14 protein-coding genes are annotated in these 12,471 nt (G+C 31.8%); 5 read left to right on the forward strand and 9 right to left on the reverse strand.

Annotation, left to right across the window (positions count from 1 at the left end; genetic code table 11):
* Window positions 1-142 precede the first annotated feature (142 nt).
* Both J8L88_RS02215 and uvrC read right to left on the reverse strand, forming a co-directional pair.
* Entirely contained in the window at window positions 143-2,428 is a 2,286-nt protein-coding gene (locus tag J8L88_RS02215) for a patatin-like phospholipase family protein (protein WP_211059823.1), read from the reverse strand.
* Between the two features lie 7 nt (window positions 2,429-2,435).
* Window positions 2,436-4,235, reverse strand: coding sequence for an excinuclease ABC subunit UvrC (gene uvrC / locus J8L88_RS02220; protein ID WP_118388055.1), 1,800 nt, complete (start codon window positions 4,233-4,235; stop codon window positions 2,436-2,438).
* Window positions 4,236-4,400: 165 nt separating this feature from the next.
* Between uvrC and J8L88_RS02225 the strand changes: the two genes are divergently transcribed.
* From J8L88_RS02225 to J8L88_RS02245, 5 genes are all read left to right on the forward strand, one after another.
* Complete coding sequence (locus J8L88_RS02225; protein WP_027394723.1) at window positions 4,401-4,829, forward strand: RimK/LysX family protein; 429 nt, start codon at window positions 4,401-4,403, stop codon at window positions 4,827-4,829.
* On the forward strand, window positions 4,829-5,701 hold the full coding sequence (gene rimK, locus J8L88_RS02230) for a 30S ribosomal protein S6--L-glutamate ligase (RefSeq protein WP_027394724.1): 873 nt from the start codon (window positions 4,829-4,831) through the stop codon (window positions 5,699-5,701). Before J8L88_RS02225 ends, rimK begins: the two co-directional genes overlap by 1 nt.
* 6 nt (window positions 5,702-5,707) lie before the next feature.
* A complete protein-coding gene (locus J8L88_RS02235; RefSeq protein ID WP_211059824.1) occupies window positions 5,708-6,685 on the forward strand; it encodes a succinylglutamate desuccinylase/aspartoacylase family protein in 978 nt (325 codons plus the stop codon).
* A gap of 3 nt (window positions 6,686-6,688) precedes the next feature.
* Window positions 6,689-7,258: a 5-formyltetrahydrofolate cyclo-ligase gene (locus J8L88_RS02240; protein WP_027394726.1), complete on the forward strand. Its 570-nt coding sequence runs from the start codon at window positions 6,689-6,691 to the stop codon at window positions 7,256-7,258.
* A 61-nt stretch (window positions 7,259-7,319) separates the two neighbouring features.
* Complete coding sequence (locus J8L88_RS02245; protein ID WP_027394727.1) at window positions 7,320-7,721, forward strand: response regulator; 402 nt, start codon at window positions 7,320-7,322, stop codon at window positions 7,719-7,721.
* A 3-nt stretch (window positions 7,722-7,724) separates the two neighbouring features.
* Here the strand turns inward: J8L88_RS02245 and J8L88_RS02250 are convergent, their stop codons facing one another.
* From J8L88_RS02250 to J8L88_RS02280, 7 genes are all read right to left on the reverse strand, one after another.
* Window positions 7,725-8,342: a lipoprotein signal peptidase gene (locus J8L88_RS02250; protein WP_027394728.1), complete on the reverse strand. Its 618-nt coding sequence runs from the start codon at window positions 8,340-8,342 to the stop codon at window positions 7,725-7,727.
* 42 nt (window positions 8,343-8,384) lie between these two features.
* On the reverse strand, window positions 8,385-9,005 hold the full coding sequence (locus J8L88_RS02255) for a hypothetical protein (RefSeq protein ID WP_211059825.1): 621 nt from the start codon (window positions 9,003-9,005) through the stop codon (window positions 8,385-8,387).
* Between the two features lie 91 nt (window positions 9,006-9,096).
* Entirely contained in the window at window positions 9,097-9,810 is a 714-nt protein-coding gene (locus J8L88_RS02260) for a DUF4097 family beta strand repeat-containing protein (protein ID WP_211059826.1), read from the reverse strand.
* A 32-nt stretch (window positions 9,811-9,842) separates the two neighbouring features.
* Window positions 9,843-10,601 (reverse strand): DUF4097 family beta strand repeat-containing protein, encoded by a 759-nt coding sequence (locus J8L88_RS02265; RefSeq protein ID WP_027394731.1) that lies wholly within the window; start codon window positions 10,599-10,601, stop codon window positions 9,843-9,845.
* A 32-nt stretch (window positions 10,602-10,633) separates the two neighbouring features.
* Entirely contained in the window at window positions 10,634-11,425 is a 792-nt protein-coding gene (locus J8L88_RS02270; RefSeq protein WP_211059944.1) for a HEAT repeat domain-containing protein, read from the reverse strand.
* 4 nt (window positions 11,426-11,429) lie between these two features.
* Entirely contained in the window at window positions 11,430-11,963 is a 534-nt protein-coding gene (locus J8L88_RS02275) for an RNA polymerase sigma factor (protein WP_051336257.1), read from the reverse strand.
* Between the two features lie 123 nt (window positions 11,964-12,086).
* Window positions 12,087-12,470 carry a TraR/DksA C4-type zinc finger protein gene (locus tag J8L88_RS02280; RefSeq protein ID WP_027394734.1) on the reverse strand — a complete coding sequence of 128 codons (384 nt, stop codon included), beginning with the start codon at window positions 12,468-12,470 and terminating at the stop codon, window positions 12,087-12,089.
* Window position 12,471 lies beyond the last annotated feature (1 nt).

The raw sequence follows: 12,471 nt of genomic DNA on the forward strand, positions 1-12,471 counted from the left end.
AAAGTAATGCAATAGTAAACCGCTGCCTTATTCCGGATTTCGCTTAATAAGGTAGTGTAGTAGCAATAATAAATTCTGCCAGTACAAGCTCATAACAATACAAATATCGTAAATATTTCCATCTTTTGGATTATAAAAGGTATTAAAACCAAAAACCAATACTGAAATACCATTCTCCTTCTTTTTGTTCAGGAGAATAAGAATATTTTACTTGCACTGGACCTGCAAAAGTTTCTAGACCATATCCCAAAGCATATCCAGAATACTCTGGAGATTCTAACCAATCTCCAGAGTCAAATAATCTACTGCCAACATTAGCATAATTTGCTGCCAAATTAATATGGTTTTTTGGAAAGATTTCATAGTCCAACGTAACAGAAGCTTTAGCAAAACTATCTCCTACGATACTTAAGAAATCATATCCATAAAATGGAATATTATTATTGATCATTTTTGCACCAAAACCACCAACAAAGAAGTTTAAGCTTCTTACATTTTGTTCTTCCCATCTATTACCTGCACTTACCCCTAAATTAATAGCGGTTTTTTCAAAAACTTTAAAGGCATATCCAAAATCGGCTTTTGCAATAACAAAATTACTATCCGTGCTATTTGGATTATCATCAAATAAGTAATAATTAACTTGTCCATCAAAGAAAAATCCTGAAGAAGGAAAGTATTTATTATTATAACTATCAAATTTTAAGTAAGATAGTGCACTCCAGTAGTTACTATTATCAAATACAACCCTAGGCAATTGATCCTCATCTTCTCCGATGGTTTCAGAAATAAGTCGAAATCTTCTATATTCTGCTCCAAGGCCTAAAGAAAAAGTTTGGTTTAATAAAGTTTCTAAATAAAATTGGGTTTTAAAATCTAAGTAATCAAGATTTATCTTATTCACTTCGATATCCGGCAAGCTAAAATCCTCTCTAACCAATTCATATTCTACATTTCGATTAAAACGATTTAGACTATTTTTTAATCCAATACTCCAATAAAACCCTTTGTCAATATAATAGTCAAAATTGTATCTTATATTATCACCTAAAGCGACATCAAACGAAAGAACATCATTATTAAAAAGTAAACTTTTTTTAGTGAAGTTGACTAGAGCTGCTGTTTGATATAAATCATCATAATGCAATGCAAAACGTAACAGCATAGTATTTTCTGATTCTTTTACATTAAGAACTAGTTCTTTTCCATCTTTTTTATCGATTAGTCGGTGACTTACTCTATCAAAATTCCCAGTAGCGGATAAGTTATTAATTCCTTCATATAATTTCTTATACGTAGTGGTTTTCGGATTGTTTAATTTTAGTTTTAATTTACCTTTAATATATGACCTTGTGTATCTTTTATTTCCCGAAATGACTAGACTGTTAATTAGAAGTGTATCTGAGTTTTTAGGAATTTTTATTCTTGGGCTAGAAGTTTTTTGAAGCCTTTTTATTTCTCTCAATTTTTCATAACTGGCAAAAGCTGCTTTTTCTCCATTAGCAATTATTTTATCAGCTTGATCAAAAGATATTAGAGAAAATTCCGAAATAGAGGGTTTTATGTATATGTCTGTTTCAGGCATTTTAGATTTCATGTCATTAATAGTTCTAAAATTGCTGATCTGTAGCATTATGTTAGTTGCAGAGTTTAATTGATCTCTAGGTATTAGACTATCTTGAACATCTATTCCGATAACTATTTCGGCTCCTTTTTCACGTATTTCTTTAATGGGATAATTATTAGCAACTCCACCATCAGTCATTAAAACTCCGTTTAACTCGATTGGACTAAAAATAGATGGTAAAGCTCCACTGGCTGAAACAGCTTCAGGTAAGTATCCTTTGTCTAATAAAACCTGTTTTCCTGTTGCAATATCTGTAGACATACAAAAAAAGGGAATTGGAAGCTTACTGAAATCGTCAATTTCGTGTACATGAGATGTTAAACGGGCAAATTCATTAAAAAAGTTCTGACCTTTTGACAACCCTTGTGGTAATCCAACTTTAAAATTGTCAAATGGTAATGTTAATGCATATTTTTCTGAATCCTCACGTTCATAAAAAGTTTTTGCTTTTCTTGGTAAATCATCTTGTATAAGCACATTAAAATCAACAGCTCTAAATATTGAATCTAATTCTTTAGCATTGTATCCAGAAGCGTATAACGAACCCACAATTGCTCCCATGCTTGTTCCGCCAATATAATCTATTCTAATCCCAGCTTCTTCTATAATCTTTAATGCACCAATATGTGCTAACCCTTTAGCGCCACCACCACTTAGAACTAATCCTACCTTAACATCTTGTTCTTCTGATTTAACATCAATTTCTGGAGTGCCTTGATCTTGAGTCCAGCCTGTTTTAAAAGTAAAGAATACCACAATTAGTAATAGTATATGTAAAACTTTGTTCGTGGTAGATCGCATAATAGGCTTATTCTTTTTTAGAAAGATAGTAATTATACACTTTGGTTGCGCGTGAATTTCCAACGACTTCTTCTAGTTCTTTTTTTGATGCTTCACTAATTCTTTTCACAGACCTGAAATGTTTTAGTAATTCTACAACGGTTTTTTCCCCAATTCCAGGTATAGAATCGAGTTCTGTATCTAAGGCAGCTTTACTTCTTTTTTGTCTATGGAAAGTTATACCAAAACGGTGTGCTTCATTTCTAAGATGTTGTATGATCTTTAAAGATTCTGATTTTTTATCTAAATATAGCGGTATAGAATCTCCAGGATAGTAGATTTCTTCAAGTCTTTTAGCGATTCCAATAATAGTAATTTTCCCTCTTAAATTAAGATCATCTAGAGCCTTTAATCCAGAAGACAATTGTCCCTTACCTCCGTCCACAATTATTAATTGAGGCAGTGGTTGCTTCTCTTCTAAAAGGCGTTTATATCTTCGATAAACAACTTCTTCCATGGATGCAAAGTCATTGGCTCCTTCTACTGTTTTGATGTTAAATTTTCGATATTCTTTTTTACTTGGTTTTCCGTTTTTAAAAACCACACAGGCCGCTACCGGATTTGTTCCTTGTATATTAGAATTGTCAAAACATTCTATATGTCTTGGTTCTTCTGGCAATCTAAGATCTTTTTTCATCTGAGCCATTAATCGTTTTACATGGCGATCTGGATCAATAATCTTAATCTGCTTAAACCGCTCTTGGCGATAGTATTTGGCATTTCTTAGCGATAAGTCTACAATTTTCTTTTTGTCTCCCAATTGAGGAATCGTAATTTTCAAATCCTCTCCAACATCAACTTTTATGGGAACAAATATTTCTTTAGATCTCGAACCAAATCGCTGTCTTAGTTCAATAATAGCCAGTTCTAGTAATTCTTTATCAGTCTCTTCTAATTTCTTTTTGATTTCTGTTGTATGGGATCTTATAATAGCACCATAAGAAAGCTGAAGAAAATTCACGTATCCATAGGATTCATCTGAGATTATAGAAAAGACATCTACATTACTGATTTTGGGATTAACTACAGTGGACTTTGCTTGATACTTTTCTAAAACTTCAATTTTTTCCTTTATTCGTTGGGCATCTTCAAACTCCATTTTTTCGGCATGAGTAATCATTTGTTTCCGAAATCTATTGAGCGAATCTTTAAAATTCCCTTTAACGATTTCTCGAATTGCATCTATGTTTTGATGGTATTCCTTTTCGTCTTGTAATCCTTCACATCCACCTTTGCAATTTCCTAAATGATACTCAAGACATACTTTATATTTTCCGCTATCAATTTTTTGTTGCGATAAGTCGTAATTACAGGTCCTTAACTGGTATAACCCTTTGATAAGTTCTAATAACGTATTTACTGTTTTAAAATTAGTATAAGGCCCAAAATATTCAGAACCATCTTTAATAAGATTACGGGTAGGAAAAACTCTGGGAAAACGTTCTTTTTTAATGCAAATCCAAGGATAGGTTTTGTCATCTTTAAGCATCACATTAAATCGTGGTTGATGTTTTTTAATTAAGTTGTTTTCTAATAGTAAAGCATCTGTTTCTGTTTCTACAACAATATGTTTTATTGTATTGATTTTTTTAACAAGTACTTTGGTTTTGTAGTTGTCATGACTCTTAGTAAAGTAGGAGGTAACTCTTTTCTTAAGGTTTTTAGCTTTACCTACGTATAGTAATTTATCGTCTTTGTCATAATATTGATAAACACCAGGATCAGTTGGTAACGTTTTAACTTGTATATCTAAAGAGGGTTTCTGCATATTCTAAATGTAAATTTAGTGCTTTACCTGAATTATTAAATATACTTAACGGGAATATTATGTTAAAAACAAAAAAAGTGAATTTAGCTATTAAAAGGTGTTATAGTATAAAATGCATCCGGTTTTTTATTACTTTAGTAATTATATTATTTCAAAGACGTTTTTTTGGAAGATCATAAAAAAATAATTGGTAGGACAGATAAGGTGGATTTTCCTCTTTTGGATTTACAAGATATAGATGCAAAAATCGATACAGGAGCATATACTTCCTCTATACATTGTAAGGAAATCAAGGAGGTTGGTCAGATTCTGGAATGTCGTTTTTTAGACCCTACTCACCCCGAATATAATGGCAAAAAATTTACTTTCAAGAACTACGATATAACAGCAGTTAAGAGTAGTAATGGAAAGGTAGAAGTTAGGTATGCTATTAGAACTAAAATCACATTGTTTAATAAAACTAATTCTATAACACTTACATTGTCTTCTCGTGATGATATGCGTTTCCCATTATTAATTGGGCGTAAATTTCTTAGCGGAAAATTTTTGGTAGATCCACAGTTAGAAGATCAGTCTTATAATTTAAAATCCTAATGAATATAAAAATTCTTTCTCGCAGTGCGAGTTTGTTTTCTACTGATGCTTTGGTTCAAGCTGCAGTAAAACGTAAACACAATGTACAAGTTATAGATCCACTAAACTGTGATATTGTTATAGAGAAAAAAAAACCAGAGATCTATTATAAGGGGAAAAAGCTAGACCATGTTGATGCTGTAATTCCTAGGATAGGCTCTTCTATTACTTTTTATGGTACAGCTGTGGTAAGACAATTCGAAATGATGAATGTTTTTACTACGGTTCAATCTCAGGCATTGGTAAATTCTAGAGATAAATTAAGAAGTCTTCAGATTTTGTCAAAAGCTGGATTAGGATTACCAAAAACAGTGTTTACGAATTACTCCAAAGATGTTTCTGAGGTGATCTCACATGTAGGAGGCGCTCCGCTTATTATAAAATTATTGGAAGGAACGCAAGGATTAGGTGTGGTTTTAGCAGAAACTAAAACGGCAGCAGAATCTGTATTAGAAGCTTTTAACGGACTACAGGCCAGAGTTATTGTGCAAGAATATATTAAAGAAGCCAAAGGTGCTGATATTAGAGTGTTAGTAGTAGATGGTCAGGTGGTTGGAGCGATGAAAAGACAAGGGAAAGAAGGTGAGTTTCGATCGAATTTACATAGAGGAGGTAGTGCTAAAATTATTGAATTATCTGATGAAGAAGAGAATGCTGCTATTAAGGCTGCAAAAGCATTAAAATTAGGAGTTGCAGGCGTAGATATGTTACAGAGTGAAAGAGGTCCTTTAATTTTAGAAGTTAACTCTTCTCCAGGACTTGAAGGTATACAAACTGCAACTGGTAAGGATATTGCCAAATCAATTATTCGCTTTATAGAGAGAAGTGTGTAGATCAATATGACGAAAACAGGAGAAAAAGATATCCTAAATATTTTAGGAGAGTATATTCCATTAGGTACAAGCAAAACGATTAATTTTAACATTGCCAATTTATATACTTCAACAAAGGTAGAAATCCCAATTATTATTGAACGGTCAAAGAAGATTGGCCCTACAATATTAATAACTGCAGGGATTCATGGAGATGAGATCAATGGGGTGGAAGTTGTACGCCAGATTATCGCTAAAAAAATAAATAAACCTGCAAAAGGAACGATTATTTGTATTCCTGTTCTTAATGTATTTGGTTTTCTCAGTATGAATCGTTTTTTTCCGGATGGGAGAGATTTAAATAGAGTGTTTCCGGGGACAAAAAGTGGATCATTAGCAAGCCGGTTTGCATATCAATTTGTAAATGAAATTTTACCAGTTGCGGATTTTTGTTTAGATTTTCATACAGGAGGAGCAAGTAGATTTAATGCTCCACATATAAGAGTAGATGGTAAAAACGAAAGGTTAGTAACATTAGCTAAAGTTTTTAATGCTCCTTTTACGCTGTTATCAAAAAATTTGGATGGATCATATCGTGCTACTTGTACTAAAAAGGGAGTAGATATTTTATTGTTCGAAGGCGGAAAATCTCAGAATAGTAATAGAGATATTGCAAAAGAAGGTGTTCTAGGGGTGATGCGAATACTTAGATATTTAGAAATGTTAGGAGCTTCTTTTTCAATACCTGAACCAGAACAAGACACTATTGTTGTAGAAAAGAGTTTCTGGATTAGGGCTAAATATAGTGGGTTACTTCATATTAAAATTCCTTATGGAAAACTTGTGGAAAAAGGAGAAATTCTTGCAACTATAACAGACCCTTATGGTAAAATGAGACATGAGGTAAAGGCAACCAATCCGGGATACATAATTAATGTAAATGAGGCTCCAATAGTATATAAAGGTGATGCTATTTTTAGAATTACTACACAATTAGTTTTGTAGAAAATGAATAAAAAAGAGTTGAGGATTAAGTATAAAAACGTGAGATCACATCTTAATGAAGAAGAGATTGATGATCTGAGCATGGATATCGCTAATAATCTACTGAGTTTGCCAATTTGGGAGCAATCTTTCTATCATATTTTCTTATCTATTAAGAAGCAAAGGGAAATAAATACAGAGTTTATACTTCATATTCTTCAAGGAAAAGATAAAAATATTGTGGTGTCGAAAAGTGATTTCGAAGAAAATACTTTAGAACATATATTGCTTACTGATGGGACTATTCTTAAAACAAATCGCTATGGAATTCCAGAACCCACGGATGGAATTCCTATTCCTGAGTCTAAAATTGATGTCGTTTTTGTTCCCCTATTAGCTTTTGATAAAAAAGGAAATCGCGTCGGGTACGGAAAAGGTTTTTACGATAAGTTTTTGTCTAATTGTAATCCGGAAACGATAAAGATTGGTCTTTCTTTTTTTTCGGTAGAAGAAGAAATAGGGGAAATTTCACAGACTGATATTAAATTAGACTATTGCGTAACTCCAGTTAAAATTTACAGTTTTAACGATTGATGAACCCTTATTAATTGGAAGAGTAGTTATATTGCAATAAGATTTTAAATATTACCCCAGCATGCCCCAGAATACTAAAAGTGTTTGCATCATAGATGATGACAATATGTACATTAATTTAGTGAGTAAAATTATCAAGTTAAAAAAATTATCGAAGAATGTTATAGTCTTTAAAAATGGTAAGGAAGCTTTAGATTTTTTTATAACATCTATTAATGATGATATCAATAATAGGATCCCTCAGGTTATATTCCTCGACCTTAATATGCCTATTATGGACGGTTGGGAGTTTCTTCAAGAGTTTGATAAAATCAAAGATAAAATAGAGGAGTCGATAGATTTATACGTGGTAAGTTCATCTATTGATAGTAGGGATATTAATAAGGCTAAATCAATTGATTTGGTGTCAGATTATTTGACTAAGCCTATTAAGTTAGGTGATTTCGAAAAGATCCTAGTTTAAAACCTAAGATACTTCTTCTTCTTTCTTAGGAAAAGCTCTTTTGTTAAAAATAAGTAATAAGAAAACACCAATACTAATTGCAGAATCTGCAATATTGAATACAGGATCAAAGAATGAGAAATGTTCTCCTCCCCAAAAAGGTATCCAATCTGGTAAGATGTCATCATAAAACGTAAACTGAATCATATCTACTACTTTTCCGTAGAATACGCTTTCATATCCACCACCTTCTGGAAGAAACTGAGCAATCTGTGTAGATGTACTTTCATTAAAAATTATTCCATATAGAATCGAGTCAATAATATTTCCGAAAGCTCCTGCAAATATTAAAGCAATACAAAATGTAAGAATTCTAGAACTATTTTTACGAACAGAATCATACAACCAGTACCCAATTCCAGTGATTGCTACCAGTCTAAATAATGTAAGTATAAGCTTGCCATAATTTCCTGGAAGTTCAAAACCCCAAGCCATTCCTTTATTTTCTACAAATACAATTCGAAACCAGCTAAATACTGGCACTTCTTCATGTAATGAAAAACTAGTTTTGATATATATTTTGGAAATCTGATCAATTAGCAGAACTACGATTATAACTAAAATAGACTTCTTGAGGGACATAAATTTCTCTTATTTCATACAGTGACGGACAAAAATAGTGTTTTATTTTGTTTTGTAGACACTTATATCTCCACTTATAGATTTTAACTCAATGAGATGTTCTCCAAAAATTTTTTCAGCAGAAAGAATCCCCTTTTTTGTTGATGCATTTATTGTAGCATTTTTTGTGTATATCGTAATAGATCCGTCTAAAGTATTGATTACAGCATTCCCTATAAAATCGTTCAAGAAACAATCTCCAGAATTAAGTTCTACAAACAAAGATTTGATTTTAGCGTTTAAATTTAATGATGCAAGCCTGGAAATGATAACAACATTTAGATGTTTGGGTAATTGTATTTTAACCTTTAATACAATAACTTTATGAGCACTTAATTTATCATTGTGATTTTCTGAAAATGGTTGGATGTCGTCGATTATAGAAAGTGAATTTTCGTTTCTTTTTGTGTTGATAAACACATTGTTTTGATATTCTCCCTCGGAAACAGCAGTTACTATGATTTTGTTTTCTGAAGTATTTGTAACTTCTATTTGAAATGTGTTATCTAGAGTTATAGAAACTTCGGTTAGATCCGTAGCATCAATACTTTTGTTAAAACTTGATTGTGATTGCATCCAATTAAACACAAACAAAAAGATTAAAAAGAAAAAAGACTTCCTCATATTTTCTAAGGTAGCCTTTTTCCTGATTTTAATTTATATTTTAAACTTGATTTTTTTAGAATAGAAGGTTAAATTTATAAAGCGTGTTTCATTATTGTTTTCTTATAAAAATGTCACCACTTACTGTCTGAAGTGCCAACTGACTTTTAGTATCTCCAAAAGTACCTGTTACCTTGCTTCCTACTATTCTGTTTTTTCCTTGATCAAATTCTAATTCTTTGTCAGAATAGATCATTCCTGTAACAGTTTCTGCTTTTAGTTTGGATTTTGCAATATGAATATCGATAGTACCGCTTATTGTCTTAAGACTTAAATCTCCCTGATATTTTTTAATATCAATATCACCACTTATGATATCAATTTCTAGTTCTCCTTGATAGTTTTCTGATGCAACACTTCCTGATATACTTTTAACTCTTAGGCTCATATCTTCTGGCAAGTATAATGTGTAATTGGCATCCATATCTAGATTATTACAAGGGCCCCAGTTATTGTTTTTGTTTGATCCTTTCTTTTTGTTCCATTTTTTGAATAAATCACCATAACTTGATTCGATATCCAGGACAGCATCAGCGTTGTTTATTTTTAGATCAAAATAGTCATCAAATTCTCCATCGTTAATACTTACTTCGGCTTTAAGGTAGACAGTGCTTTTATCCCAAGTTTTGATAACGATATCTTCGGCAAATTTAAATTCTACCCGAACTTCATTGGAAGAAGGAGTGATTTCTTTTTCTATTACTTTTTGTGCACTTACTTGAGATAAAGTGAAGCATACTGCGATTAGGTTTACTAAAATTTTCATGATTTTCTTGTTTTGATTGATGATTGACCTCTTTATTGTTTTCTTAGATATATATTACCGGTGGCTGACCTTAAGCTAATTTCTACTCCACCTTTATTAAGTTTTGTTTTTATTGTCCTTCTTGATCCCACAATTTTCATATTATTTTCTTCTTTAGGGAAGGCAAGTTCAAAGTCTGTAAAGATTTCACCCATTGTAGTTTTGAGTTCAAGGTTTGTTGCTGTATTTGAAGGAAGACTAACATCTATAGAACCTGCTGCAGATATTAAAGAGATAGGAGATTTTTGGCTAACTTTCTCAAAAACAACATTGATTTCTCCTGTCGCTGTTCTAGCTACTACAGGTCCGGTGATATCTTTAAGAGTTATCTCTCCTATATTAGTAGAAGCTTCAATTTCTGAGGAAAATCCAATTAATTTGATATCTCCGAGATTACTCCTTTCAATAGAAATGTTGACGTTTTTTGGAAGGTATATTTTTAGAGTATTACTATGCATACCTTTTAGGTTTTTTACAATCAATGTTTCACCTTCTCTTTTAGTAAAAATACCAACACCGGTATTGTCAGAACCACCCGCATATACTGCTTTGAGACCTTTTGCTTTCTCAGGTAAGCGTCGGTTTTCTCCGATTATTGTTATTTCATTCTTGTCGTGAGCAGTTATCGATAGGCTAGCGTCTGAACTAATTTTTACCTTTTTAACACCTTTTAAAGGTTGTGTATAGTTCTCTTGTGCTTTTAGTTGCCCTATAGTAATAAAAAGTACTATGGCGATTGCTATATTTTTCATCTGTTCTGTTTTAATGTTTTTTGATTGAAATTTTAAATTAAATTAGGGAGACCAATGTTTACTTGATCTTTTACATAACTTGGAGTTTCTTCATTTTGAAGTAACTTTTCCATAGAAGGAACTGCGCGTTTTTCCTGTATGGATACTAATATTTGAATTAATTCAATTTGCATGCCTGGATCTTGTTCTGTTTCCAGTGCATTTATAAATGATTTACGTACCATTTCTAAATCCGAAAATTTAGCAAGTGCTTCTGCTGCAGCTAGTCGCACATTGATATGATCATCATAAAACATTTTACTTATTAAAGCTTCTAATATGTCATTACCTGGTTTTTCGAATTCTTCAGCATAGTTTACAGCTTGCAAACGTTTACTTGCCGATTCATTTTCTATTAGAGAAATAGTAACTTCTTGTTTTAGTTGTATTTTTTCTTTCTCCAATACGGCCATTTCTTTATAAAAAGATGCATTGTTTTGTTGCTTTCCATAGAAATATGAAGAAATGATTAGCGCAATTGTTGCCGCGATTTGTAAAGCTGTTTTCCAATATTTTTTTGAAGAATTATGAAGCGATATTACTTTAGATTCTGACAATAACTTTTTTTCTTGCTCAAGCATTTTTTCAAAACCTTCTTTCAGGGTTTTATTTGGTAATTCTTGGTCAGTATTGTCTATTCCATTAAGAATGAGACGTAATTCATTTAATGATTCTTTACAGCTATTACAGTTTGTTAGATGAGCTGTAATAGTTTCGCGTTCTTGTTGATCTAAGTTGTCATCAAGATAATCGATGAATTTTTCTTCTATTTGTTTACAGTTCATAATACTATATATTTTGTAAGTAATGATCTTTTAATTTATGAATTGCACGATGTACTTTGGTTTTAACGGCTCCTGTTGTGGATCCTGTAATTTCTGCAATTTCTTGATACTTGATTCCTTGATATCGATTCATGATTACTAATTCTCTATCGTTAGGGTTTAGCTCTTTTAATGCGTTATCAAGTTGTTCTTTAATTTCTTCTTTTTCTATATGATCGGTTTCTTTTCGTTCTATTTTGTATTCGATTTCATCTAATCGCTGATCTTTATTTTTCTGATTTTGATAGTGATCAGAAAAGATATTCCTAGCAATTGTATAAATCCAAGATGAAAACTTACCTTTTTTATAAGACTTTCTGTATTTGATAGCTTTATAGAAAACCTCTTGAGTGATATCTTGGCTGACATCTTTATCTCGAGTCATTTTCAATAAAAAATTAAATATTCTTATATGGTATCGATCAAAAAGGATACTCATCATATCTAAATCATCATTAGATACTAGAATCATTAATTCTTCGTCAGTTAGATTTTTCAAGATGTTACTCTTTTTGGTTAGTCTCTATAAGTAATACCAGAATTTTTTAAAAAGGTTACATTAGGGTATAAAAAAAGTGCTTTCCGATTGAGAAAGCACTTTAAATTTACAATATTTTGATATTTATTTCTGCATATTCTTAGCTTCAATACTAAGAGTAGCGTGCGGAACTAGTTTTAACCTTTCGGGATTAATAAGCTTTCCAGTAACACGGCAGATACCATATGTTTTATTTTCTATGCGTAAAATCGCATTTTTTAAATCACGGACAAATTTTTCTTGTCTAATAGCTAATTGAGTGTTTGCTTCTTTAGACATAGTTTCACTCCCCTCTTCAAAAGCTTTGAATGTAGGTGAAGTATCATCTGTACCATTGTTACCGTCGTTTTTGTAAGCGCTCTGAAGTAATTCTAAATCCTTCTGAGCTTTTTCCATTTTTTCAACGATGATTTCCTTGAACATCGTTAAATCGGCGTCGCTATACCTTACTTTTACATCTTCTGCCATA

This window comes from Aquimarina sp. MMG015, from assembly GCF_018100855.1.
Lineage (GTDB): Bacteria > Bacteroidota > Bacteroidia > Flavobacteriales > Flavobacteriaceae > Aquimarina > Aquimarina latercula.

What these genes read in the sequence shown, in the direction of transcription:
- J8L88_RS02215 (WP_211059823.1), bottom strand. Translation starts at nt 2,428, where the DNA reads ATGCGATCTACCACGAACAAAGTTTTACATATACTATTACTAATTGTG.
- uvrC (WP_118388055.1), bottom strand. Translation starts at nt 4,235, where the DNA reads ATGCAGAAACCCTCTTTAGATATACAAGTTAAAACGTTACCAACTGAT.
- J8L88_RS02240 (WP_027394726.1), top strand. Translation starts at nt 6,689, where the DNA reads ATGAATAAAAAAGAGTTGAGGATTAAGTATAAAAACGTGAGATCACAT.
- J8L88_RS02265 (WP_027394731.1), bottom strand. Translation starts at nt 10,601, where the DNA reads ATGAAAAATATAGCAATCGCCATAGTACTTTTTATTACTATAGGGCAA.
- J8L88_RS02270 (WP_211059944.1), bottom strand. Translation starts at nt 11,425, where the DNA reads ATGAACTGTAAACAAATAGAAGAAAAATTCATCGATTATCTTGATGAC.
- J8L88_RS02250 (WP_027394728.1), bottom strand. Translation starts at nt 8,342, where the DNA reads ATGTCCCTCAAGAAGTCTATTTTAGTTATAATCGTAGTTCTGCTAATT.
- J8L88_RS02255 (WP_211059825.1), bottom strand. Translation starts at nt 9,005, where the DNA reads ATGAGGAAGTCTTTTTTCTTTTTAATCTTTTTGTTTGTGTTTAATTGG.
- J8L88_RS02245 (WP_027394727.1), top strand. Translation starts at nt 7,320, where the DNA reads ATGCCCCAGAATACTAAAAGTGTTTGCATCATAGATGATGACAATATG.
- J8L88_RS02260 (WP_211059826.1), bottom strand. Translation starts at nt 9,810, where the DNA reads ATGAAAATTTTAGTAAACCTAATCGCAGTATGCTTCACTTTATCTCAA.
- J8L88_RS02235 (WP_211059824.1), top strand. Translation starts at nt 5,708, where the DNA reads ATGACGAAAACAGGAGAAAAAGATATCCTAAATATTTTAGGAGAGTAT.
- J8L88_RS02280 (WP_027394734.1), bottom strand. Translation starts at nt 12,470, where the DNA reads ATGGCAGAAGATGTAAAAGTAAGGTATAGCGACGCCGATTTAACGATG.
- rimK (WP_027394724.1), top strand. Translation starts at nt 4,829, where the DNA reads ATGAATATAAAAATTCTTTCTCGCAGTGCGAGTTTGTTTTCTACTGAT.